This window comes from Paenibacillus sp. FSL P4-0176, from assembly GCF_037975265.1.
In the GTDB taxonomy this organism is placed as follows: Bacteria; Bacillota; Bacilli; order Paenibacillales; family Paenibacillaceae; genus Paenibacillus; species Paenibacillus amylolyticus.
Map to the genome: position 1 here is coordinate 5,999,932 of NZ_CP150242.1, position 22,907 is coordinate 6,022,838.

25 protein-coding genes and 1 other annotated feature are annotated in these 22,907 nt (G+C 46.0%); of the genes, 11 read left to right on the forward strand and 14 right to left on the reverse strand.

Translation table 11 applies throughout. The features are described 5' to 3' along the window. The first annotated feature begins 186 nt into the window (after positions 1-186). Both MKY95_RS27690 and MKY95_RS27695 read left to right on the forward strand, forming a co-directional pair. The gene (locus tag MKY95_RS27690; RefSeq protein WP_339195436.1) at positions 187-1,362 is read left to right on the forward strand and encodes an MFS transporter; all 1,176 of its coding nucleotides are present in this window, start codon (positions 187-189) and stop codon (positions 1,360-1,362) included. 530 nt (positions 1,363-1,892) lie between these two features. After that, entirely contained in the window at positions 1,893-2,240 is a 348-nt protein-coding gene (locus MKY95_RS27695; RefSeq protein WP_036605733.1) for a toprim domain-containing protein, read from the forward strand. Positions 2,241-2,315: 75 nt separating this feature from the next. On the opposite strand, the gene MKY95_RS27700 is transcribed toward MKY95_RS27695, so the two are convergent. Continuing rightward, positions 2,316-2,927 carry an SCO family protein gene (locus MKY95_RS27700; protein WP_339195439.1) on the reverse strand — a complete coding sequence of 204 codons (612 nt, stop codon included), beginning with the start codon at positions 2,925-2,927 and terminating at the stop codon, positions 2,316-2,318. Between the two features lie 424 nt (positions 2,928-3,351). On the opposite strand from MKY95_RS27700, the gene MKY95_RS27705 reads away from it, so the two are divergent. Further along, positions 3,352-4,332, forward strand: coding sequence for a metal-dependent hydrolase (locus MKY95_RS27705; protein ID WP_036605731.1), 981 nt, complete (start codon positions 3,352-3,354; stop codon positions 4,330-4,332). Positions 4,333-4,448: 116 nt separating this feature from the next. On the opposite strand, the gene MKY95_RS27710 is transcribed toward MKY95_RS27705, so the two are convergent. Continuing rightward, on the reverse strand, positions 4,449-4,667 hold the full coding sequence (locus MKY95_RS27710; protein WP_017692386.1) for an alpha/beta-type small acid-soluble spore protein: 219 nt from the start codon (positions 4,665-4,667) through the stop codon (positions 4,449-4,451). Positions 4,668-4,787: 120 nt separating this feature from the next. Between MKY95_RS27710 and MKY95_RS27715 the strand changes: the two genes are divergently transcribed. Continuing rightward, the gene (locus MKY95_RS27715) at positions 4,788-4,988 is read left to right on the forward strand and encodes a hypothetical protein (RefSeq protein ID WP_017692385.1); all 201 of its coding nucleotides are present in this window, start codon (positions 4,788-4,790) and stop codon (positions 4,986-4,988) included. A 115-nt stretch (positions 4,989-5,103) separates the two neighbouring features. On the opposite strand, the gene trpS is transcribed toward MKY95_RS27715, so the two are convergent. Next, a complete protein-coding gene (gene trpS / locus MKY95_RS27720) occupies positions 5,104-6,096 on the reverse strand; it encodes a tryptophan--tRNA ligase (RefSeq protein ID WP_036605729.1) in 993 nt (330 codons plus the stop codon). A gap of 76 nt (positions 6,097-6,172) precedes the next feature. Then, positions 6,173-6,440, reverse strand: a binding site (T-box leader). 245 nt (positions 6,441-6,685) lie between these two features. Between trpS and MKY95_RS27725 the strand changes: the two genes are divergently transcribed. Both MKY95_RS27725 and MKY95_RS27730 read left to right on the forward strand, forming a co-directional pair. After that, on the forward strand, positions 6,686-7,660 hold the full coding sequence (locus MKY95_RS27725; protein WP_036673298.1) for an aldose 1-epimerase: 975 nt from the start codon (positions 6,686-6,688) through the stop codon (positions 7,658-7,660). Positions 7,661-7,865: 205 nt separating this feature from the next. Further along, positions 7,866-8,099: an alpha/beta-type small acid-soluble spore protein gene (locus tag MKY95_RS27730; RefSeq protein WP_047841310.1), complete on the forward strand. Its 234-nt coding sequence runs from the start codon at positions 7,866-7,868 to the stop codon at positions 8,097-8,099. Between the two features lie 85 nt (positions 8,100-8,184). Here MKY95_RS27730 and MKY95_RS27735 read toward each other — a convergent pair whose 3' ends face one another. Both MKY95_RS27735 and MKY95_RS27740 read right to left on the reverse strand, forming a co-directional pair. Continuing rightward, positions 8,185-8,595 carry an O-methyltransferase gene (locus tag MKY95_RS27735; protein ID WP_076319832.1) on the reverse strand — a complete coding sequence of 137 codons (411 nt, stop codon included), beginning with the start codon at positions 8,593-8,595 and terminating at the stop codon, positions 8,185-8,187. 277 nt (positions 8,596-8,872) lie between these two features. After that, positions 8,873-10,669 (reverse strand): M3 family oligoendopeptidase, encoded by a 1,797-nt coding sequence (locus MKY95_RS27740; RefSeq protein ID WP_339195444.1) that lies wholly within the window; start codon positions 10,667-10,669, stop codon positions 8,873-8,875. 118 nt (positions 10,670-10,787) lie between these two features. On the opposite strand from MKY95_RS27740, the gene MKY95_RS27745 reads away from it, so the two are divergent. Both MKY95_RS27745 and MKY95_RS27750 read left to right on the forward strand, forming a co-directional pair. Beyond that, positions 10,788-10,958, forward strand: a complete 171-nt coding sequence (locus MKY95_RS27745) for a YycC family protein (RefSeq protein WP_074096390.1) — start codon at positions 10,788-10,790, stop codon at positions 10,956-10,958. After that, a complete protein-coding gene (locus MKY95_RS27750; RefSeq protein ID WP_017692378.1) occupies positions 10,955-11,188 on the forward strand; it encodes a hypothetical protein in 234 nt (77 codons plus the stop codon). Before MKY95_RS27745 ends, MKY95_RS27750 begins: the two co-directional genes overlap by 4 nt. Positions 11,189-11,200: 12 nt before the next feature. Here MKY95_RS27750 and MKY95_RS27755 read toward each other — a convergent pair whose 3' ends face one another. The 3 genes from MKY95_RS27755 to MKY95_RS27765 form a co-directional block, all read right to left on the reverse strand. After that, a complete protein-coding gene (locus MKY95_RS27755) occupies positions 11,201-11,932 on the reverse strand; it encodes a DUF2225 domain-containing protein (RefSeq protein ID WP_036605724.1) in 732 nt (243 codons plus the stop codon). A 43-nt stretch (positions 11,933-11,975) separates the two neighbouring features. Beyond that, positions 11,976-12,353, reverse strand: coding sequence for a globin (locus MKY95_RS27760; RefSeq protein WP_036605723.1), 378 nt, complete (start codon positions 12,351-12,353; stop codon positions 11,976-11,978). Positions 12,354-12,597: 244 nt separating this feature from the next. Further along, positions 12,598-12,762 (reverse strand): hypothetical protein, encoded by a 165-nt coding sequence (locus MKY95_RS27765; RefSeq protein WP_155984997.1) that lies wholly within the window; start codon positions 12,760-12,762, stop codon positions 12,598-12,600. Between the two features lie 152 nt (positions 12,763-12,914). On the opposite strand from MKY95_RS27765, the gene ylbJ reads away from it, so the two are divergent. Together ylbJ and MKY95_RS27775 are read left to right on the forward strand one after the other, a co-directional pair. Further along, entirely contained in the window at positions 12,915-14,168 is a 1,254-nt protein-coding gene (gene ylbJ / locus MKY95_RS27770; protein WP_076319834.1) for a sporulation integral membrane protein YlbJ, read from the forward strand. A gap of 104 nt (positions 14,169-14,272) precedes the next feature. Beyond that, positions 14,273-15,076 (forward strand): NAD kinase, encoded by an 804-nt coding sequence (locus MKY95_RS27775; RefSeq protein WP_036673293.1) that lies wholly within the window; start codon positions 14,273-14,275, stop codon positions 15,074-15,076. Between the two features lie 27 nt (positions 15,077-15,103). On the opposite strand, the gene MKY95_RS27780 is transcribed toward MKY95_RS27775, so the two are convergent. After that, positions 15,104-15,523: a YutD-like domain-containing protein gene (locus MKY95_RS27780; RefSeq protein ID WP_235200693.1), complete on the reverse strand. Its 420-nt coding sequence runs from the start codon at positions 15,521-15,523 to the stop codon at positions 15,104-15,106. 14 nt (positions 15,524-15,537) lie between these two features. After that, a complete protein-coding gene (gene lipA, locus MKY95_RS27785) occupies positions 15,538-16,437 on the reverse strand; it encodes a lipoyl synthase (RefSeq protein WP_339195448.1) in 900 nt (299 codons plus the stop codon). 241 nt (positions 16,438-16,678) lie between these two features. Here lipA and MKY95_RS27790 point away from each other — a divergent pair, with 241 nt between their 5' ends. Next, entirely contained in the window at positions 16,679-17,749 is a 1,071-nt protein-coding gene (locus MKY95_RS27790) for a M23 family metallopeptidase (RefSeq protein ID WP_339195450.1), read from the forward strand. 87 nt (positions 17,750-17,836) lie between these two features. Here MKY95_RS27790 and yunB read toward each other — a convergent pair whose 3' ends face one another. From yunB to zwf, 4 genes are all read right to left on the reverse strand, one after another. Then, positions 17,837-18,718 (reverse strand): sporulation protein YunB, encoded by an 882-nt coding sequence (yunB, locus tag MKY95_RS27795; RefSeq protein WP_051446910.1) that lies wholly within the window; start codon positions 18,716-18,718, stop codon positions 17,837-17,839. Positions 18,719-18,982: 264 nt separating this feature from the next. Beyond that, positions 18,983-19,627: a fructose-6-phosphate aldolase gene (fsa, locus tag MKY95_RS27800; protein WP_036605718.1), complete on the reverse strand. Its 645-nt coding sequence runs from the start codon at positions 19,625-19,627 to the stop codon at positions 18,983-18,985. Between the two features lie 86 nt (positions 19,628-19,713). Then, positions 19,714-20,607, reverse strand: a complete 894-nt coding sequence (gene gnd / locus MKY95_RS27805; protein ID WP_017692367.1) for a phosphogluconate dehydrogenase (NAD(+)-dependent, decarboxylating) — start codon at positions 20,605-20,607, stop codon at positions 19,714-19,716. Between the two features lie 544 nt (positions 20,608-21,151). Beyond that, a complete protein-coding gene (zwf, locus tag MKY95_RS27810) occupies positions 21,152-22,606 on the reverse strand; it encodes a glucose-6-phosphate dehydrogenase (RefSeq protein ID WP_339195454.1) in 1,455 nt (484 codons plus the stop codon). Between the last annotated feature and the right edge of the window lie 301 nt (positions 22,607-22,907).

The following is a 22,907-nucleotide window of genomic DNA, read 5'->3' on the forward strand; positions in this document are numbered from 1 at the left end:
AACACTCCCGAATATTATACATGATTTCCGAAGCTGCTGTCAGCTAAGCCCTCTCCCTTAAAAATAAACGGTCTAAGTTCGTCCCGCCGGGCGTACAAGTAGTACCATGAGGTTCTGCCGGGAGAACGGGGAACACGTTCAAGACCTGTAGTTTGAACATGCATCGCTTAACAAGGAGGGGCTTATGTGAAAACGGCCATCTGGCTATACCTGTTTTTGTTCCTTGCTGTATTTGATTTGCACGCCCAGTATCCCATTCTGACCCCTTTTGCCATCTCGCTGGGAGCCGCCCCTACTTTCATTGGCTGGATGATGGGCATCTATTCCTTAACACATCTTCCTGGCAATCTGATTGCTGGAACACAAATCGATAAACATGGCAGTCGCCGCTACATTGTATTCAGTCTGCTCGGTGCAGGATTCATCCTGCTCCTGCAAGCCTATGTCCAGACACCATGGCAACTGCTGGCGCTGCGTTCCATCAGCGGGTTTGTACTGGCCTTCCTGTCTCCTGCATGTCTCGCTCTGCTAGCACAGTTATCCAGCGATCCGGTGAAACAGGGAAAGTATATGTCGGGTCACGGGGTAGTGCATACCCTAGCGTCTGTCGTATCACCAGCAGCCGGTGCGATCATTGTGGGTTCTATGGGATTCTCTACAACATTCTCAGGCTTGGGCTATCTGCTTATTCTCACAGGTGTCATTGCTTTCATGACCATGCCCCGTGGTATCGTCAAACAGCAGGAGAGAGTAACTGAACCTGCCAAACTTGACGTTTCACCAGCAGATGCCACAAGTGCATTCCTACCGGTGTCCTGGCGATACTTTGCCTTGCCTCTGGTGATTGCCTGTGCCCAAGGGATTCTCTTCTTCGAATTACCCCTGCGGGGCGGAGGACAATCGTCCATCATGTCTACCGGACTGCTGTTCTCTATTATCAGTATTGGGGCACTCTTCACACTCAGCATGTTATTTCTCAACCGGTATTCCCCCAAGCTGCGTCTGGTTGCGGGCGTGCTGTTAATGTCCTTGTGTTTTTTTGTGATGGCAGCCATTCCGCAAGTTCCGTTGTCTACTGTATTATTTGTACTTGGGATGTCCAAAGGCATCATCTTTCCAGCTATGGCAACCCTATTTATCCGTCTGAGCGGAGGAAGCAAGTTGGGCCGCATTTTCTCGTTGCAATCCATTGCCACCTCCATCGGCTCTTTCATCGGCCCCATCACAGCCGGGCAACTTCGTGTCGGGTTATCACCCTATTTCATCGCGTTTCTTTTGTTAATGATTGGTATGTTGCTGCTTCCATACTATACATCCAGACGCGAAGCTCCCCTGTCCGATCCGAAAAGTATATTAAATTAAATTCCGATCAGACTCTGTGTCCTTACCGTAATGGCATCAATTAGGCCAGTATTTTCATTAGCTTTGCATCATTCCCCCATTTACAGCTAAACTATATAAAATGGACTAACGTTTTACACTCGAACGGAGCGGCCTAGGGATCATCAGTGTCGTCTTCAAGATTTCATCTTTTTCTTTCTTGAATATCATCATTAGGTATGGACCATCATTGGAAGTAGTGAAGGGGACGGAATCGATTTTGAAGAAGCGGTAGCGTTCGCCTTTGTCTCCATATTTCAACCTATAAAAAATAAAATCAATCAGAAATTTGGAGACAACAGCGATCGAAGGAACGATCCGTAACCGTAACGGCCAATCCTGATCAGAATTAATTCCTGATGTACGTGAAAAAGAATTTAGAAATCAGAAGTGCTCCTGTCCGCGTGGTGAACAGTGTAAAGAAAGGAGTCCATTTTATATAATCAGTCGATTTTCGCTGCAACATTTCCCGGGGAATGTCGACATAAGCTCTCGAACAAGAGGTGAATATCATGCCTATTCATGTCATTGTGGAAGGTAAGAATGACCGAAGCAAACTGAAACGTCTGGTTGGACCCGAAATCAACATTCTATGTACGTTTGGAACACTTAATTCCCTCAAGTTGGAGACCCTGCGCAAGCAAGTCGGTTATGATGAAGTCTTTTTATTTATGGATAATGACAGTTCCGGCAAAAAAATTAGAGGTGTACTTCGGGATGCTTTCCCGGATGCAGTACAGATGTATACACGACGAGGATATGCGGGTGTGGAAGGAACACCTGATGAGTATATCATTGCCCAGCTGGAGAAGGCTGGGTTAGAGACATACATCCAATACCCTGAACATCCTTCCTATTAAAATGAAATACCAAAAGGCTGCCTTTGGATTGATATCCAACCAGAAGGCAGCCTTTACAGTATGATGATCAGATGATTATTCCTTAATCAGATTGCGAATATCTTCGGCTATGACAGCAGGCACAACGTCCTCTGTATTAAATGCATTATATACCTTGCGCAGCTGGTTGTTCTCATCCACCAGACCAATCATATTCATATGGGCAAAATCATCCTTACTCTCCCCATCGATCAGGATCTGGAATGATTCCCTAGCCAACTGTTTGGTTTTGTCCATATCCCCTCGCAAGAAGTACCATCCGGAATAATCCGCGTGGAAGCGGTCCGCAAACGTCTTAATCTTCTCTCTTGTATCGACTTTGGGGTCGAATGAAATAGATACAAATGAGACGTCTTTACCAAAGGTGTCGTCCTCTTTCAACAGATCCTGCACCTGGGATAACGTAAAGGTCGTAATAGGGCAGACATCCGGACAACTGGTGAAATAAAAGTAGAACAATCGGACTTTCCCTTGCGTATCCTCCAGTGATACTGTATTGCCATCTACATTTTCCATGGAAAAGGATTGGATTTCACGAATCTCGGGTAATTTTTCCTTACTGGCAAATACAGTGCCCCACATCAGATACACAGCCATTATTAGTGCGAGCCCGAGCAGCATCCATGTCCATTTGTACTTTTTCAGCATTTTCCTCGTCCCTTCTGTATTTCCTCTTATGAATACGCATACATATGTGAATCCAAAATCACGTTCGTTTCGCTTTATCCATCTACTGTGACATATGTATTCAAAGAAACCTACTTTTTATGAGATTCTATATTATTGTAACGGTTTAAAGGAACAATGCCCATAAATATTTATGTAATATAACCGACCGCGCATTGTCTGCCGCATTTTTTCTCAGTATCCGATATAAAGTTTATCATAGGAACTGCCAAAATAGTTTGACAAACTACGTACATTTATTGGGTATGGCACAGAAAATTGTCATAACTTTGAAATTAGGGATGTTTTGCATCCTGACAAACGGATATTATACACTATATATGGGTATCACCTAGATAGAGAAGTAATATGCCTTAGAACGATATACCACACAAAGGAGACGTTTATGGATACCTCTACACATTTTGTCATGGGGATTGGTCTAGCCGGTCTGGCTTATGTCGATCCTGTCGTCGCGGCTAGTCCCATGCTTGCAGCTGCGGTAATGGTTGGCACGATCGCCGGTTCCCAGGCCCCTGACATTGATACTGCGTTACGTCTCAAAAGCAATTCGCTTTACATTCGGAATCATCGGGGTTTGTCACACTCTCTGCCATTTCTCCTGTTATGGGTTTTGCTCATCACCGGCGTCATTGCACTGATATTCCCTGGTGTCCCTATTGGACACGTTGCCACCTGGACCGCTGTGGCCGTAGGCTTTCACGTATTCACCGATCTGTTCAACACCTATGGAACCCAAGCCGCCCGGCCTTTTACGGAACGCTGGATCGCCTGGAACATCATTCATATTTTTGATCCGTTTCTATTCACTACCCATGTCATAGCTATTCTGTTATGGGCCTTTGATCTGATCGCCCCTGCACCACTCTTCGTTACGTTGTATAGTTTGACCGGTTTATATTATATATGGCGAACGATTGCTCGTGCACAAGCGGTCAGAAAAGTTAGACGTCTCGACAACAGCCCAGAGCAGGCAAGATACATCGTTATTCCAACGATATCCTGGAACCGCTGGCATGTGGTCAAACGAGTTGAGGACGGCAGTTATGTGATCGGTAAAATGGATGGTTCAAATCTGGTATGGAGTCTGCACGCTTCGTCTTCTACTCATGCGGCCGTTGCTGCTTCACGCAAATCACCGGAAGTCAGTGCCTTCCTCTATTTCACCTCCTATGCGGTGGCAGAGGTTGAAGAACTGCCTGCCGGTTACAAGGTCCGTTGGGCAGATGTACGTTATCGACACCGGAAACAATATCCATTTGTCGCTGTGATTGTGATGGATCGGAATTTTGAAACGATTGATACGTATGTAGGCTGGTTAAGCGATGAGAAAATGGATAAAAAACTTTTATCTGCACGCCCTTGACGAAGTGAGCATGGCAAGGCACAATCAGACATAGGAACTGATACGCGAGAAAGCCCGGAGCGTTTCCGCTCCGGGCTTTCTTTTTATCCTGTTTTGTTGCTGTTGGTTAAAATAAATTATTTGCCAGACCCAGCCAGAGACTGCTCAGCGATTTGTACCAGACGTTTGGTGATATATCCACCCAAAGATCCTGTTTCACGGGAAGTGTAGTTACCATAGTAACCGTCTTGTGGGATAGTTACACCCAGTTCCTGTGCAGCCTCGATTTTCAATTGTTGCAGTGCTGAATTTGCCTGAGGTACCACCAAGTTGTTAGAACGAGATCCTTGAGCCATATTTATAATCTCCCTTCAATCTGTGTCTGTAATGTAATTGCAAGCTTGCAAGATTATTATGGCTCGTAGGCTACAGGTTATACGGAGTTTTACTAAATTTGTAGATGGAGGTTTTTCCCAATGAGTAAAGGCTTGTCTTTATGGTTCGCATTCTCTTCGATCATATTGTTAACGGTTTCAGCAATTATGATCTCCTACTCCGGTTGGTTTGCTGCACTACTGTTTGTCCTGTCCATTGCCAACATTGGCTGGGGATTTGTGATTCGCGCCAAAAAAGAACGTCAGGAAGTTCGCTCGGCTGCTTCAGAGCCCACTTCTTGATTAGGTCATTTGATAGTTCAATAATGAACGCATGAATAAAGAGGAGTCCTTCAATAGGGCTCCTCTTTATTTATGTTAACTATTCATTGCATGAAATGAAGATCTTTGTTCACGACTACTGTTTACGTCTCGGAACAAATCCCATACGTTCTTTCACTGCATCCAACGTTTGAGCAGCAACTTCTTCTGCACGACGGGCTGACGTATCCAGAACATCCGCCAATTCGCCAGACTCACGAATCTCATTATATCGTTGTTGCAGCGGTTCAATCACAGATACAACCACTTCAGCCAGTTCCTTTTTAAACGGACCGTACATCTTGCCTTCATAACGCTCAGCTACTTCCTTAAGCGTCATACCTGCACATTCAGCATAGATACTCATCAGATTGCTGACTTCCGGTTTGTTTGCCGGATCATATACGACTTCACGTCCCGAATCTGTAGTGGCACGGCTGATTTTTTTGCGAATCACATCCGGCGGATCCAGCAGGGCAATATAGCTGCCAGCGTTAGGGTTACTTTTGCTCATTTTCGAAGAGGCATCATCAAGTGACATTACCCGAGCACCCACCTGCGGAATATACGGATCTGGAATGGTGAAATACTCCCCATAACGGTGATTAAAACGTCCTGCCAGATCACGTGTCAGTTCCAGATGCTGCTTCTGGTCCTCACCTACTGGTACAAGGTCAGCATTGTATAACAAAATATCAGCCGCCATTAATGATGGATACACAAACAGTCCGGCACCAACCGAATCTTTACCGGATGATTTATCCTTAAACTGAGTCATGCGTTCAAGCTCACCCATGGAGGTCAGCGTTGTCATCAACCAGCCCAATTCCGCGTGCTGCGGTACATGGGATTGCAGAAATACGTTAGATTTCGAAGGATCAATACCTGCTGCAATAAACAGTGCAGCTACCGCTTCCGACTGTTCACGCAACGCTGCTGGCTCCTGAGCCACGGTGATGGCATGAAGATCAACCACCATGAAATGACATTGATAGTCATGCTGGAGTTTTACAAAATTTTTGATTGCACCAATATAGTTGCCCAATGTGAGCTTACCGCTTGGCTGAATACCTGAAAGTACTGTTTTCATTACACATAACGCCTCCCTAATTGTATATAAAAAAAACTCTTGCCATTCTCTGCGAACGCAAAAAGGCCCCACATCCGCAAGGGACGTGAGACCGTGGTGCCACCCTTATTCGCTTTTCTTCGATTGCTCCTGACCCTGAATCAAGTCAAGCCGAAGAAATGCCTTCATTGTTCCGTAACGTGGATTATACGGCAGACTCTAGTGGGGCAAGCCCATCTCTGGCTTAACCTGTTCAAACCTACACTCAAGGGTCCATTCGGTAAAGAGCTCACACCGGTTCACATCAACCACCGGCTTTCTGGAGAGGATTCTCTTGGCCTACTTATCCCTGTCATCGATTTCATGTCATTCAATTCTAATAAATGCTTTTAGAGTTCCATCTTAATGCGCACAGGCGTGAATGTCAAAATGAGTTGAACTTTTTTACCCGAGACATCAAAATCTGTTATGATGGAATTGCTTATCCTGTTGCCTACTTCGCACGAAATAGCGCAGGAAATCGCTGGCATGTACACAACGACACGCCTGCAGCAGTAGCTTCATCACAACTGTTTGCAGACAGATTTCAAGTGGGAAAAGGAGCATCGATATGAAACAAGTGACCAAAGGCCAATGGAATGGTTACGACACGTATATCCTACATAGCCGTGAATTGGAAATCACCCTGCTGCCGCGTCTTGGAAATAATATTATTTCTATTCGCGATTTAGTGCAGGACAGAGATGTCGTCCGCCGTCCGGATGAAGACGATCTTGCCTTTTATCTGCAGAAGCCGTACCATTTTGGCGTTCCTCTCCTGATTCCACCAGGGCGCATTCATCGTGGACAATTCGAATATGAAGGCGTTCGTTACCAGTTTGATCAGAACACGGCGAATGACAACCATATTCACGGTCTCCACCGTACCCAATCCTGGTGTGTCAGTGACATTGAGGAAGATGAAGACGGCTGTGCAATTACGACTGAATTACTGACCGAAAATGAAGAGCATTGGATGGCCCAATTCCCGATTCCCCTAAAACTTGAGATGACGTTCAGTCTGCAAAACGCTGTATTTAGCCAGCGTCTGAGAGTGACCAATCTGAGCTCAACGCCTGCTCCTTTTGGGATGGGATATCATACATGGTTTTTGTTAGACGGCAAACCTGCCGACTGGACACTGCAACTGCCTGTTTCCGGAATATACGGACAGAATGAAGAACAACTACCGACAGGTGAACTGGAGTCCCTGGGTGAATGGTCTGCTCTGAACGAAGGCATCAATTTGCAGGGACGTAACTGGGATACCCTGTTGAAAGCTACCGAAGGTGAACCGGCTACGGCTTACTTACGTAGGCAAGATGGATATACATTGAAATATTCAGCAGATGAAGCATTTTTCAAACATTGGGTTCTCTTTACCAAAGGTGAATCCGATCAGTTCTTGTGCATTGAACCGTACACTTGGCTCCCGGATGCACCTAATTTGGCTTTATCGGATGAACAAACCGGGTTGATTCGCTTGGAACCGGAACAGCCTGTTGAGTTATTTACACGTATTGAGGTTATACCTCCTACAGACTAAGCGAGCTGATCATGCTCTATTTTGCTTTTACGTATATCACCCTATATTTTGATATCCGAATACAACTTGCCGACCCGCATTGGGTCGGCTTTTTTATGTGTCCTGTGCACTGATAGTTATCCATATTTTCCCTTACGCCATATCATGTATATTTCCGTATTCTCTAACCATACTAACATCACCAACCCATAAGGAGGTGACACATATGTACGGAAGTCAAAACCAAGGTAGCGGTAGCCGCTCCAACAACCTGGTCGTTCCCCAAGCAACAGCAGCATTGCAACAATTGAAAATTGAAGCTGCTCAAGAGCTGGGTGTAACTATTCCACAAGATGGTTACTACGGTAACTATACTTCCCGTGAGACAGGTTCTCTGGGTGGATACATCACTAAACGTCTGGTGCAAATCGCTGAGCAGCAATTATCGGGTCGTTCGTAAGCTCGTAATTATTGCTTGAGCCTAAGCAGAATCCAAAAGTAAAAGCGGCCTTCTTCGGAAGTGCCGCTTTCTCTTGTGCAACGAATTATGAGCTCGACTCCATATCTGAATCCTTGTATGTATTGGTTCTAGGGTAACGAATCATCAGGCTCGCCATATTGTAATTAGACTCCATTGTTGCATCTACCAAAATCATACCTTGTCTTACTGTGAAGTCGTACGATATTTCGCCATGTGTCCAATTACGTTTGAATTTCAACGTCTCCAGTGCCATTGCCCGGAAAGAAGTTCTCTGGGTTTCGTTTAGCCCCCCTTCCTCCATATCCATCTGCCCATCTCGTCCAGCTATCGGATTATGTCGAATACCGAATTTCCCAATTACGTTGTTTCGTATTTGCACAAAAACTACCCCTGAATCTAACCCTGACAACTCATGATCAAGTTCTTTGAATACCAGATCCAACTGTCTCGCTAATGAAAGCTCATCAATTTTCATATTAACACTCTCCTTATATGCTTATAGTCCTATACAGCAAGGACTTACGACTCATTATATGACATCATATGTGCTCATTCAACAAAGAACGGCAAAGTTGGGTATTTCTAACTATGAATTGCACAATTAATTGCCATTCCACTCCCTTAAACTGAGCTTTTTCAATTAATTACGACAAAATCTTCGATAATCAAAAATGAGGATTCTGTACAAAAAAAGGCTGCAATCCTGTGTCTGTTAACACGGATTTGCAGCCTTTTCATATATATTCAACCTATTATTCGGTTGCTGTCATCTGCAGAAACTGCTCAATATCGGCAATAACCAAGTCCGCAGCATTTTGCCAGAATTCCGGTTGTGTCAGGTCCGTACCCAGATGTTTCTGAGCAAGTTCTTCGACCGTCATACGCCCTGTATCCCGCAACAAATCATCATATTTATCTGCAAATGCTGTACCTTCCTGCTGCGCTCTTGCATAGATTCCCGCACTGAACATATAACCGAACGTGTATGGGAAATTATAGAATGGCACACCCGTCAGATAGAAATGCAGTTTGGATGCCCAGAAATGAGGATGATCTGATGCAAGTACACCGCAGAACGCTTCCTGCTGGGCCTCCACCATTAATTTGGATAATTCATCCGCGTTGACCAAGCCTTTTTTGCGTTGTTCATAGAAACGATTCTCAAACAGGAAACGGGCATGGATGTTCATAAAGAAAGCCACACTTCGCTGTATCTTGTCTTCCAGCAAAGCCAGCTTCTCTTGCTCATCTGTTGCCGCCTGCACCAGGGCATCTGCTACAATCAGTTCAGCAAATGTGGACGCTGTCTCAGCCACATTCATCGCATAACGTTGATTCAAGGCAGGCAGCTCTTCCATAATGTGTTGATGATATCCATGACCAAGTTCATGCGCAAGAGTCGACACATTAGATGGTGTCCCAGAGAAGGTCATGAAAATTCGGGTTGCTTTGCTAAGTGGCAAAGACGTACAGAATCCACCTGGACGCTTGCCAGGACGGTCTTCTGCTTCGATCCAGCGTTTCTCAAAAGCCATCTCTGCAAACGAGGAAAGTTTAGGACTGAACTTGGCAAACTGTTCAACAATATTGATGGCTGCCTCATCGTAAGTGATTTTGCCACTTGATTTACCTACAGGTGCATCTACGTCGCTCCAGCTGAGCTTGTCTACCCCCAGCAGTTCTGCCTTGCGCTCCAGATATTGAACAAGCGCAGGTTTGGCACCGTTAATCACATCCCACATCGTATCCAGTGTCTGACGTGACATCCGGTTGATGGCCAGAGGTTCTTTGAGGATATCATCCCAGCCACGTTTCTCATATAACTTCAGACGGAATCCCGCGAGGTGATTCAGCGTGTCAGCACAGAAATCTTCGACATCGGTCCAAGCCTGCTCCCAGTCTGCGAATACCGTCTCGCGTACATTCCGATCACTATCACTCAGCTTGTTGGCAGCCTGTCCTGCGGAGAGCATCACCGTTTCCCCATCTTGCTCAAATGGAATGTTCACCTTGCTGACAATCGTGTTGTAGAATTTGCCCCAACCATGGTAACCATCCACACCCAGATCCAGAGCAAGACCTTCCAGTTCAGGCGACAGCTTCTCACGAGCCAGCGTGCGACTCTCGTTCAATACAAATGCCAGCGGCTGGATATCTTCCCGAGCAATCCAAGCGTCCCACACCAAATCCGATGTCTGACTGAGTGTATTATCAAACTTCGATTTGCTGCCGTTCAGCATCGCTGCAATAGAACTGATGGCGCCCTGAAGCTGCGTTGCCTTCTTATCCTTCTGGTTTTGCGATGAAAGACAGGATACAAACGCAGAACCTTCCGATACGCGAACATAACAGCTTTGCAGCAGTTCCAAAATGGGATCAAACGCAGCCGTCTCTTCTACTGAAGTCGGTGCAGCTGTTTCGTTCAACAGATGTTGCAGTTTACGTACATCCTCTTCCAGTTCAATCAGATACGCAGCAAATGTCTCGGAGGAAGAACCTCCACTAAAAATGGACTCCAGATCCCATACGGGGTGTAATGGCGTTTTCATTTAATAAGGCACCTCTCTCTATAAATTGGATGGTTAGGATTGAATTAAAAACTGGTTTTCTGTGAGCCATATCTCTATACTAGAGAAATACTTATAGCAACCTTCAGGAGGTAAACGTATGAAACCTTTACAAGTATCGGCTGATACAGCCGTCAAATTAGCAGAATCCCTGGGCGTACCTTTGGAGCACCTGATGCACATGCCCCAACATATCCTGATGCAGAAGATTGCGGAACTCGCCAAACAAGAAACCTCCAAACCTTCCGCACCAGAAGGCGAACAAGAATGATTCCGTTTGAGAACAGCTGGCCTTACGATATTGTGATGGGAGACATCTATGTACAGCAATGTCCCTACTGTCACGCAAGCAACGTGCTGCTCCCCCTCAAACCCAAAGAGCTTGTGCTCATTCGCGAAGGCAAAAAGAAATTACTGGTCTTTCCCTGCTGTAATACAAGCATGACCGTGATCGACAACGACAGTGACTATTTGTTATCCAGCCGTCCTGTCCGTAACTAATGTAAGATCAACCTAGAGGGGGCTGCGCTTTGCAGCCTCTTTGTCTGTTTCCAGCATCTCTTCAGGGAGTTCCAACTTACTTGAAATCATCTGCTCACGCAGCACGGCCCACTGTTCCCTTGAAGCACGAATCATGGCCGCATCTGTGATCCGCTTGTCATGAATGACCTTGCTGAACCATTGCACTGCTTCATTAAACCGTCCTACCCTGCGGTTCAATTCCCCGAGCAAATACAACAGTTTGGCTTCATTGCCACCCGTTCCTTCACGTTCGAACACCTTCACATAGGCTTCCAGGCTAAATTCAAGAAAACGATGTTCCTGTGCATGGTCCTCCATATAACGATACAACCAAGCTATATGATGCAACAGACCAGCGACGACACGATCTTTCTCCCGGATAACCTGTGCGCACAGCAAGGCAAGCTTGTACGTTGCCAGCGCCTGTTCCAGTGTTCGTGCTCCGCTATAATCACGTTTAACCCAGCGGTTACCGATCTGTTCCTTAAAAGCCTTGCGCTGAGCATCATTTAGATGCTCCGTTGCGTTCTCCGTCGTGGCAAACCCGCACTGCGGACAGATGCGAACCACATAAAAATCTGGATTCTCCAGCTTGTAGTAAGCACAAAAATCCGAATCCGTCCGGTAGGGCCTTTTCAAACTCGGTCTTACCCGTGAGGTTTCATACTCGGTTTCGCAATAATGGCAGGTCACTTTCACCTTATACAGCGGCTCTAATTCCAATCTATTCCATCCCTCTCCCGTACGCTTGTAATCATATTCGGATCTACGGTGTATTCACAAAATGATGTGCAGGCCCGGATAAACGCTGCAGGATAAACGAATGCAAGGGCTCCTCCACACCAATCTGTGTTAAGGCTTGATCCATACATGCAAGCCAAGCCTCAGCCCGTTCAACCGTCACTTCAAAATGCATATGACGGGCACGCATCATCGGATGTCCAAACGCCTCGGAAAACAGCCCTGGTCCTCCAAAAAACTGAGACAAAAACATATACTGCTTGTCGATGACCGGCTGAATATCTTCCGGGAAAAGCGGAGCCAGCTGCTCATTCTGCTGAACGATCGGATAGAAAGCCTCGACCAATGCGCGAACACCTTTCTCACCGCCAAGATTGTCATAAATACTCAAACTGGGATTCATTCGTCTGATTCCCCTTTCTGATGTCGAATTTTGCCATATATTACACGTTCCGTGAACATTGTGAAAACAGTAACAATATCCAGGCCACAAAAGCCTTTATCTCCATTCTATCAAAAAAAACCAAAAAGTCCTATATAACATGAAATCATCAGGACATGTAACCTGCCATCTGTGTATAGGACCTTATTCAAAATGTAACACAAAAAAAGCGCCAACCGCTTGGGTTGGCGCACTAGATATTTCATTAATAACTCCGCCAGTCCTCTTCCTCAGAGCGTACCAGCGAGGCACGTATCACATATACAAAAGCACAGACCAGGATTCCGGTGACAAGACTCATGATCATCACTCCATCCGAATTGAATTCCACCTTGGAGACAATTAGGTGACGTTCAGGCGTTTTTCTCATTTTAGCACACATCACTCAAAAACACAGCCACTTTTGCAAGCGCTTTCTACGTATAATTTTGTACTGTTTGTCCACTTTTTTTCATATATTGATGGCAATAACACCACAGACTTCCGCACACCGACCATTCCAAAAATAAAGGAGAAGAATTCATGGCTGCTTCACAACGACTCACCCATGTCCTGGTCACACTCGCTCTCCTGACCCTTTGTGTGTTAATGGTCTTGTATCCAGCGGAAACCTGGCATGCAGGTGTACGCGGACTGTCCATCTGGTGGGACGTATTGTTTCCCTCCCTTTTTCCTTTTTTGGTGCTGTCCGAGCTGCTGCTCGGCTTTGGCATTGTTCATTTTCTAGGTACCTTGCTGAATCCACTGATGCGTCCATTGTTTCGTGTTCCCGGAAGCGGTGGTTTTGTATTTGCCGTGAGCTGTGCATCCGGTTATCCTACAGGGGCGAAACTGACCGCTCAGTTATGGGAACAAAAGCTGGTTACCCGGGAAGAAGGAGAACGGCTCGTTGCCTTCACTACATCATCCGATCCGATCTTCATGATTGGAGCGGTATCGGTTGGGTTCTTCCATAATGTCGCCATTGCTCCAGTATTGGTTGCGAGCCATTACGCTGCAGCTTTTCTGGTGGGTATGCTCATGCGTTTTCACGGGGGTACAGCAAAAGGCTCACACCCAGACAGTTCTTCTGGATCTCCATCGGAGGGGATACCTAGAAACAGACTGGTCCGGGCCATCTATGCGATGCATGAAGCAAGAAAAGCTGACGGACGTGCATTCGGTGAACTGCTGCGCCAGGCAGTCTCCTCATCCCTTCGCCTTATTATTATCGTAGGAGGGCTGGTTGTATTCTTCTCGGTCATGATGGAGCTACTTGTCCAGACCGGTTGGCTTGGCGGATTATACGGGATAACCGAGCAATTGTTACGACATAGCGGACTGCCTCCATCCTTATCTCCTAGCTTGGTCGGTGGGCTGTTTGAAGTAACGCTGGGGAACAAAGAGGCTGGGAGTGCCGGGGCATCCATCCCACTCGTCTATAAAGTAGCAGCAGCAGCCTTTGTTCTCTCTTGGGGTGGATTATCCGTCCATGCACAGATTATGAGTGTTCTTAGCAACACACCCATGAGATACGGTCCATTTCTATTTGCCAGAGCAATCCATGCGCTAATCGCACCTGTGCTGGTCCTGCTGTTATGGACACCCATGATGGGGCGTTCCTCTTCACCCGTTCTCATGGAGCCCGGTTTCATCCCATCGTTATCAACGTATACACCGGACTGGGGACTGATTTTCTTATCCGGAATGATTGTTTTTGTAAGCCTCATCGTGTTGTTGTTATTCCTTGCAATATTAAGTTCCATTCTCAAGCCTAGACGACATGCCAAAAAATAAGTGAACGATTCATCTATATTTAACTGAATATGCGCCCAAACGTTGTGTTCTTCCGCGGAATTGATTATCATCGGTAGTATAATGACCACAAAGGAGCTTTCATCTTGAGATACTATGTTCAAGACCGCGGAGACCAGTTATCGATTGATCTCAGTCAGCAGTTTCACGCGCTGGCGAAGGAAGAAGGGTTCAAGCTGGATGCAGAATCGCCGGAGATTGTTATCTCCATCGGGGGCGATGGTACGATGCTACAAGCATTTCACAATTTCATCGACCGCATTCCGGATATTGCTTTTGTTGGGGTTCATACAGGCCATCTCGGCTTTTACGCCGATTGGAAGAAGGAAGAATTACGCGAGTTAGTCAGGCTGATGAGTGGCAAGGGAGATCCGGAGCGTCTCAAACCACGTATTGTACAATACCCACTCTTGGAGCTTGAGATTCGTAAAAAGTCGGGGAATTCCTCTTACATCGCCCTTAATGAATTTACGTTAAAAGGTGTAGACGGTACCGTCGTAGCCCAGGTCGATATTAACGATGTGACATTTGAGATGTTCCGTGGGGATGGCATCTGTGTATCCACGCCATCAGGCAGCACGGCATACAACAAGGCCCTTGGCGGTGCCATGGTTCATCCAACCATCGAGGCGATTCAGATTGCGGAGATTGCATCGATTAATAACCGGGTCTATCGTACACTTGGTTCACCGGTTATTTTGCCCAAGCATCATCATTGTGATATTTTCTCCCGCAAGGATCAGCGGTTATTGATGACGATTGATCATGTGAATGTGATGGTGGAGGATCTGATCTCCGTCCGTTGTCAGGTATCCAGTCACAAGGTCAGTTTTGCACGTTTTCGCCCTTATCCATTCTGGAACCGGGTTCGCACGGCATTTCTTGACTAAAATAACACACCAAAAAAGCGGTCCTTCTCAGGAACCGCTTTTTGCTTTGGCTTGAGGTTGATCCTTGCTCTTCTGAAGCACAAAGTACGCACAGCCAAAGTTACAATATTCATTGATATAATCCACCATACTGGCGATTGTGGAATCCTTCGTCGCTTTTGGATGGTTATCACGGTAAAAACCTTTTAACCTCAACTGGCTATAACCCCAGTCCCCGATAATATAATCATAACGCTCCAGCACTTCACTGTAACGATCACGGAAGACCTCTGGATTCCAGCCCTCTTTGTGGTTCTGGACGATTTCATAATTTTTGCCGCCGATCTGTACAATGACCGGTTCTTTGGGCTTTTCTTCAACTGACTCAACAACCGATTCCTGAACCGGCTCCTGGATCTGCTCCTGAAGTTGGTCCTGAATCTGTTCTGTGATTTTTTCTTCTTCCAATCCGGTATCCTCCATCACGCGTGTGTTGCCGCCTGTTCAGCATGTTTGGTAGCCGATTTCACCTGTTCATGCGCATGGTAGGAGCTGCGTACCATAGGGCCGGATTCGACGTGGCTGAACCCACGTTTTAATCCCTCCTGTTTCAATGCAGCAAACTCCTCTGGCGGATAATACTTTTCAACATACAGATGTTTATCCGATGGCTGCAAATATTGACCAATCGTCATAATATCACAGTTCACCGCACGAAGATCATCCATTGTTGATAAAATTTCATTATATTCCTCACCTACACCAAGCATAATGCTTGATTTCGTAGGGATGTTAGGTTGCATTTCTTTGGCACGAGCAAGCAATTCCAGTGAACGTTTATATTTTGCCTTGGCACGCACTTTGTCTGACAACCGCTCAACCGTCTCAATATTGTGATTCAAAATGTCCGGTTTGGCATCCATTACAATCTGCAAAGATTCCCGATTACCCAGAAAGTCTGGAATGAGAACTTCAACGCTGCACAATGGCAACCGCCGCCGTACGGCCTTCACCGTCTCTGCAAAAATCGTAGCTCCTCCATCCTTCAGATCATCACGAGCTACACTTGTAATTACACAGTGTTGCAGATTCATCTGCTCTGCTGCTTCCGCCACACGTTCTGGTTCCTGCAAATCAAGCTCCGTTGGCAAGCCTGTATTCACCGCGCAAAAACGGCATGCCCTTGTGCAAATGTCGCCCAAAATCATAAAAGTGGCCGTTCGATTGGCCCAGCATTCATAAATATTCGGACACCGCGCTTCCTCACATACCGTATGCAGCGTTTTGGAACGCATCATCGTTTTCATTTCCTGATAGTTATCGCCGGTTGTCAATTTGATCCGAATCCAATCCGGCTTCGGTTCTTTAACACGTTTAGCCAATGCATAAACCTTCTTTCTACTGAAGTTAGGCTGTTGCTCGGAACATATTATACCATGAAAGCGCTGGAAAAACCCCCATTTGTCACATCTTGTGCATTCATGCCCGATATGGACAATTTGTATAATTGGATTCCCCCCCAAGAGCTTACATGGATAAAATGAGAACTTTTGAAGAACGCTAACCTTTAGCTTGGTTCATCGGGTACCTTGTATCATTCTAATGGAAAGGGGCTGCATCCCAGTGCAACAACGCTTGACCTTCAGGCACACGTACCGCTTTTGGATCAAAACATTACTTGCAGGTACTCTGCTTCTCCCATTCTTGCCTGTTGAAGTTTACGGTGAACCCGCCCAGGCCGCTCCCAAACCACAGGCTACCGAGTTAAAACCCGCAGAAGTTTTCGCTGCACGTCGCCATTTATATGAAACCATCGGTCAGATGACTCAGATTCCCTGGTACAGGCTTGCCGCCATTGATCAGTATGAACGTACGATTACTCGCGCACACCCAAAGGATCGTAAGCATCCAGAGCGGCTTACGGGTATCTTCATGACCCCTCCGGCCTGGAGAGGATGGCTAAATCCCGATGAGACGGATCAACATCCCGAATCCATTCTTTTTTTCAAAGGATATGGACGTGATGGTTCAGGAGACGGTATAGCAGACGCCAACAATGATCAGGATGTGCTGTACAGCTTGGCTTCTGTTATTCAAGGTTACGGGAACAAACAAGAGGACTTCAACATTGCCTTGTGGGAATATTATCACAACTCCCGTGCTGTGCAACGGATACAGCAATTCGCGAAGTTATATGAGCATTTTGACAATCTGGATCTGTTCGGACATGCCTTTCCGGTCCCGCTCGGAACCAACTACTCCTATCGCAGTACCTGGGGGACAAAAAGAAGCTGGGGCGGTTATCGCATTCATGAGGGAACAGATATTTTCGCTCCGCATGGCCTGCCTGTACGCAGTACCTGTTACGGTGTCGTGGAGATCAAAGGCTGGAACCCGTTTGGCGGCTGGCGCATCGGAATTCGGGATTTGAACAACCATTATCACTATTACGCCCATCTTTCGGGTTTTGACAAAAGTGCACGCATCGGTGAAGTGGTTATCCCCGGTCAGGTCGTAGGTTGGGTTGGCAGTTCGGGTTACGGGAAACCTGGAACACAGGGCAAATTTCCTCCGCATCTGCACTATGGTATCTACCGGGACAGCGGACTGCACGAATGGTCGTTCGACCCTTATCCACAACTGAAACATTGGGAACAGGATGAACGCAAACAAAAGAACAAGAAAAGTAAGTGAGACGAGGATATGCACGATAAGTATTCGAAAAAGGGACCTCTTTAATAGAGGCCCCTTTCTTTGCTTTACAATTCAAATTTGTGTGTATCATGGGTGCGCGTCCTTATTGAGCTGTAATCCCCCATTCACATCAGGCAGATCATCCGGTTCAATTTCTTCAAGTTCATTCCCTTGCAAATGGTCTGACGGCGTTTGTTGCTGATTCTGGCTAGGGGGATTCGTAGTTACTCCATTACCGCTTGATACACCCGTATGACCTGATGGCAGCGCAATAGCTGGGGCATTACTGCCGTTACTGCCCACTGGCTTGCCCTGATTATCGTAATAATACATTGGCACATCCCCAACAACCAGAAGGTAGGAAATCGGGATTTCCGTATCGACCGTTTCGGGTTCCATGTCGAAGGGTACCACGACCGCAACCTCAGCAATGATGTGAATGTACACTTCCACCAAAATCATGTTAATACCCGCATTCTGTTGACGGGTGTTCAGATCCACTTTGACAGCGCCTTGGGGCTCAATACGGACCGGTATACTCGGGCCAAATGAAGCCAACACCGGACTGCCCAGCGCCTGCCCCAGCGGGATTTTTTCTTTTAACATGTGTACATTCTGCAGCGTGGATTGCACAATATTCATCGTACTTGCAGTGATTCGCATATGTTCATTGTAGTTCAGCATGAAACCGGACACTTTCCCGGCGGTATCCGTCTTCCAGTCAATCAATCCTTCGTTGGTTTTGCCATCGGCAACCTGTGCTGTAATCGCCTTGTTGATCGCTTCAGTTGCAATCTGCTTCACTCTAATCTTGGCCAAGTGCATGATGGGGGGCTTCATCTTTTTATCCACATAAGCAAAGCCCTGCATCAAACAAAACGCGGTGACCAATAAAATGATCAACCACATTTTGCGTTTGCCGCTTGGCGGCTTACGGCGTCTCCGGCTTCGCCATTTTCTTCTCATCATCGAAGTGTCCCTCCCCTACGGGATGAGCTATAGGCTATATGTTAACCTTATGCACCGTTGTACCGAAAAAGAAGGACAGCACATGGACACTGGATAGAAAGTAACAACAACATGAAAGGGACAAGTACTCCTCATTGGTTAAACTAACCCGGAAATCGGAAACACATAAACGGAGATAAAAAAAACCTTTCACCCGCAGATTACTCTGCAAGGCAAAAGGTTTTATGTTCAGACCACCCAAAGATTCAGGCCATGTCTATCCTTTTATTTCGGAACAGATTCCCAGTCTTTCAGGAAACGTTCAATCCCGCTGTCCGTCAGTGGGTGTTTCCAAAGTGTCGGGAGAAGCGAACCCGGAATGGTAGCAATATGCGCACCGGAAAGGGCTGCATCCTCTACATGTTTGATATTGCGAATGCTTGCTGCGATAATCTCGGAAGGCAGATCATACATGTCCAGAATAAGGCGCAGATCACGAATCAATTTCATACCATCCACCGCAATATCATCCAAGCGACCAACGAATGGACTGATGTAGGTTGCACCGGCTTTCGCCGCCATCAGGCCCTGTGCTGCGGAGAAAATCAGCGTTACATTGGTTTTGATCCCTTTTTGCGTTAACTCATGACAAGCGTACAACCCATCTTCGGTCATCGGCAATTTAATGACTACATTCGGTGCCCATTCTGCAATTTCATAAGCTTCCTTCAACATATCCTCGGCTTTGAGACCGATGACTTCAGCACTGACCGGGCCTTTAACAACGCCACAGATCTCCTGAATGACTTCTTTAAATACGCGACCTTCTTTGGCAATCAAAGACGGGTTAGTCGTGACTCCATCCACCAGACCCAGACGTTCGATCCGTTTGATTTCTTCCACATTCCCTGTATCCAAGAAAAATTTCATGATATGTTCCCTCCACTTGATGAATTCGTAAACACGATATAAGTCATTACCCGATGTTCATCATATGTTAACAGTTATATATAAAATTAATTTTTCTCTACAGCGTGACCGCCAAATTCATTACGCAATGCTGCTACCACTTTACCTGTGAATGTGTCTGTTTCCAGGGAGCGATAACGCATCAGCAAGGACAACGCGATAACAGGTGTAGCAGTTTGAAGGTCAAATGCCGTTTCTACCGTCCAGCGTCCTTCACCGGAAGAGTGCATTACGCCTTTAATTTCATCGAGGTTTGCATCTTTGGAGAAGGCACGTTCTGTCAGCTCCATCAACCAAGAGCGGATAACGGAACCGTTGTTCCATACGCGAGCCACTTGTTCGAAGTCGAAATCAAATCCACTTTTCTCCAATACGTCAAAACCTTCACCGATGGATGCCATCATACCGTACTCGATACCATTGTGAACCATTTTGAGGAAGTGACCGCTGCCCGCTTTACCAGCATACAGGTAGCCATTCTCCACGGAAGTATCTTTGAATGCCGGTTCAACGATTGCCCAAGCTTCCGGGTCTCCACCGATCATATAACATGCGCCATTACGTGCGCCTTCCATACCGCCAGATGTACCTGCATCCATGTAGTGAATGCCTTTAGGTTTCATCTCTTCGTAGCGACGGATGGATTCTTTGTAGTGGGAGTTACCCGCTTCAATAATGATGTCACCTTTGGACAACAATGGGCTAACTTCAGCCAATACAGCGTCTACCACGTTGTGGGGAACCATGATCCACAATACACGTGGGGATTCGAGCGAAGCCACCATCTCTGCGTAAGAAGATACGCCTTCAGCGCCGTATTCTTTCATTTCATTTACTGCTTCAGCGTTCAGATCAAAAGCAACCACTTCGTGTTTGTGATCAATCAGGTTTCTACCCAGGTTCAATCCCATTTTTCCTAATCCGACAAGTCCAAGTTTCATTTCAAAATCCTCCTGTTATGAACAATGTTTAAATTTCATGTGCGCTCAATATTAAAAATAAGTGCTTAACGTTTGGCGAAGTAACCGTTCCGGTAACGAATCGTTCTTTTGATCGCTGTTATCCCCAGATTTTTTTTGAATCTCCTATATAGGAGAAAATCCGGGGATAAAGGCGAACGCTTTGCTTCTACAGAATCGATTTCGTCCCCTACACTACATTCTCAGCGTTTAAGCCAACCCATTTTCAAAACTGAACAGCTAATCTATATTCAAAAATTTTCACGGCCTTCCGGCAAACATAACCGGAAGGGCTTATGCAAAATTGGAACGGTATAATTCGTAATAGATACTGTGTTATATCAACAATTTACCTTCGATCCAACTCGCTTCTGAGTTCAAGCTCTAAGGTAATAAAACATCTCGTTCTATATCCTGTTGACTTGGAAGAAGCATTTGGATTGTGCAAAATGTTCATGGGTGAGCAGAACGGATTGTACTGTTGTTTTTACTATTGTGTTCTCTTATGCTCGCTTTTTCGTTTCACTTACCACCAACGGTAACCGTCTGCTGCTGTCAGGCGATCTGCTGACTCTGGTCCATGCGAACCTGCACTGTACGTATCCAGTGGCACGCTGCCAGCTTCGAATGCTTCCTGAATCGGTTGCACCCATTGCCATGCCAGCTCCACTTCGTTCCAGTGAGCGAAGAAGGTGGAATCTCCACGCATCGCATCAAAGATCAGATTCTCGTATGCTTCAGGGATATTACGTTTACCGGAGTTGAAGGTCATATGCATTGGTTCCACTTCACCATGGTTCAATGGATTCTTCGCATTTAATTGAAGGGAAATACTTTCTCCCGGACCAATTTCAATCGTAAGCAGGTTAGGTTCCGTTGTATTCTCGGATTCATGCCCCGTTTTGAGTGGAGACTTGAATTCAACAACGATTCTGGTGGATTTCTCAGCCAGGCGTTTACCTGTACGGATATAAAATGGAACCTCGCTCCAGAACGGATCATCGATCCAAAGTCTTGCGGCAACATAGGTCTCGTTCTGAGATCCGGCTGGGATGCCAGGCTCGTCCAGATATCCAACAACTGAAGATCCTTGCAGTTCACCTTCTGCATATTGCGCACGAACAACTTCAGAAATGATATTTTCTTTCGTCAACGGACGAAGTGCTTCAGCAATTTTTTGTTTTTTGAATTGAATTTCTTCCGGTGTGCAACGTTTTGGCAAATGTAAACCAATCATCATCAGCAACTGAAGCATATGGTTCTGGAACATGTCACGAAGGGCACCGCTTTGGTCGTAATACGCGGCACGTTCTTCAACACCCACCGTCTCACTTGCCGTGATTTGTACATTGGCAATATAACGGTTAGACCACAACGCCTGAATTACCGGATTTGCATAGGTGAGCGTCTCAATATTTTGAACCATCGGTTTACCCAGGAAATGGTCAATGCGATAGATCTCTTCTTCCGCAAAGGTATTGCTCAGTTTTTCGTTCAGATCACGAGCCGATTGCAGATCGTGTCCGAATGGTTTTTCGATAATCAGTTTCTTCCAGCCTTTGGTGTTACCCAGGCCACTTTCTTGAATGTTTAATGCGATTGGCTCAAAGAATTCCGGTGCCACCGACATGTAGAACATGCGGTTTTCGGGAATGTTAAGCTCTTGTTCACGCTGTTGAACCAACTCCAACAGTTTGGTGTAATCTTCAAGCTTCGTATTATTTAAAGAACAATAACGGAAAGCTCCAATGAAATCACGAACCTGAGATGCTTCTTCTGGCGTCTGACGTGAGAATTCGTGCAGTGACTTTTCAACATTGGCCTGGAAGTCCATATCCGACAATTCACGTCGTCCCAATCCGATAACGGAGAAAGATTTCGGCATTTTCTGATCCATGTACAAGTTATATAATGCAGGGTAAATCTTGCGTTTGGCTAAATCGCCTGTTGCCCCGAACAGGACAAATGTCATTGCATCCATTGGAGTGCCTCCTGTGATCTGTGCAGTATAGTATATGATGTTGCAAAATGTTCAAATCCAAGCATGACAAAAGACGGAATAAGTGGGTGTGTTCCCCGCCTTGCCTCCGTTTATATAACGCACCTGAATTCAACCATGGAACATTCCTTCTCTCCACAACCTGTTTATAGGTTATAAATTGTAACCATTTGAATTAACGTTACCCATATTACACCTGTCGTCACAATTCGTCAACAATCGTGTCGAACCTGTGAACTCCAGTGTTTATAGGGTTTTTATTTGATGATAACGCTTTATGTGG

Excerpts from the sequence above, each read along its gene's own strand:
- MKY95_RS27710 (WP_017692386.1), bottom strand. The coding sequence starts at position 4,667 with ATGGCTCAAGGATCTCGTTCTAACAACTTGGTGGTACCTCAGGCAAAT.
- MKY95_RS27730 (WP_047841310.1), top strand. The coding sequence starts at position 7,866 with ATGTACGGAAGTCAAAACCAAGGTAGCGGTAGCCGCTCCAACAACCTG.
- MKY95_RS27695 (WP_036605733.1), top strand. The coding sequence starts at position 1,893 with ATGCCTATTCATGTCATTGTGGAAGGTAAGAATGACCGAAGCAAACTG.
- MKY95_RS27700 (WP_339195439.1), bottom strand. The coding sequence starts at position 2,927 with ATGCTGAAAAAGTACAAATGGACATGGATGCTGCTCGGGCTCGCACTA.
- fsa (WP_036605718.1), bottom strand. The coding sequence starts at position 19,627 with ATGAAATTTTTCTTGGATACAGGGAATGTGGAAGAAATCAAACGGATC.
- trpS (WP_036605729.1), bottom strand. The coding sequence starts at position 6,096 with ATGAAAACAGTACTTTCAGGTATTCAGCCAAGCGGTAAGCTCACATTG.
- MKY95_RS27725 (WP_036673298.1), top strand. The coding sequence starts at position 6,686 with ATGAAACAAGTGACCAAAGGCCAATGGAATGGTTACGACACGTATATC.
- MKY95_RS27750 (WP_017692378.1), top strand. The coding sequence starts at position 10,955 with ATGATTCCGTTTGAGAACAGCTGGCCTTACGATATTGTGATGGGAGAC.
- MKY95_RS27740 (WP_339195444.1), bottom strand. The coding sequence starts at position 10,669 with ATGAAAACGCCATTACACCCCGTATGGGATCTGGAGTCCATTTTTAGT.
- MKY95_RS27765 (WP_155984997.1), bottom strand. The coding sequence starts at position 12,762 with ATGAGAAAAACGCCTGAACGTCACCTAATTGTCTCCAAGGTGGAATTC.
- MKY95_RS27735 (WP_076319832.1), bottom strand. The coding sequence starts at position 8,595 with ATGAAAATTGATGAGCTTTCATTAGCGAGACAGTTGGATCTGGTATTC.
- yunB (WP_051446910.1), bottom strand. The coding sequence starts at position 18,718 with ATGATGAGAAGAAAATGGCGAAGCCGGAGACGCCGTAAGCCGCCAAGC.
- MKY95_RS27760 (WP_036605723.1), bottom strand. The coding sequence starts at position 12,353 with ATGAATCCCAGTTTGAGTATTTATGACAATCTTGGCGGTGAGAAAGGT.
- ylbJ (WP_076319834.1), top strand. The coding sequence starts at position 12,915 with ATGGCTGCTTCACAACGACTCACCCATGTCCTGGTCACACTCGCTCTC.
- gnd (WP_017692367.1), bottom strand. The coding sequence starts at position 20,607 with ATGAAACTTGGACTTGTCGGATTAGGAAAAATGGGATTGAACCTGGGT.
- MKY95_RS27715 (WP_017692385.1), top strand. The coding sequence starts at position 4,788 with ATGAGTAAAGGCTTGTCTTTATGGTTCGCATTCTCTTCGATCATATTG.
- zwf (WP_339195454.1), bottom strand. The coding sequence starts at position 22,606 with ATGGATGCAATGACATTTGTCCTGTTCGGGGCAACAGGCGATTTAGCC.
- MKY95_RS27705 (WP_036605731.1), top strand. The coding sequence starts at position 3,352 with ATGGATACCTCTACACATTTTGTCATGGGGATTGGTCTAGCCGGTCTG.
- MKY95_RS27745 (WP_074096390.1), top strand. The coding sequence starts at position 10,788 with ATGAAACCTTTACAAGTATCGGCTGATACAGCCGTCAAATTAGCAGAA.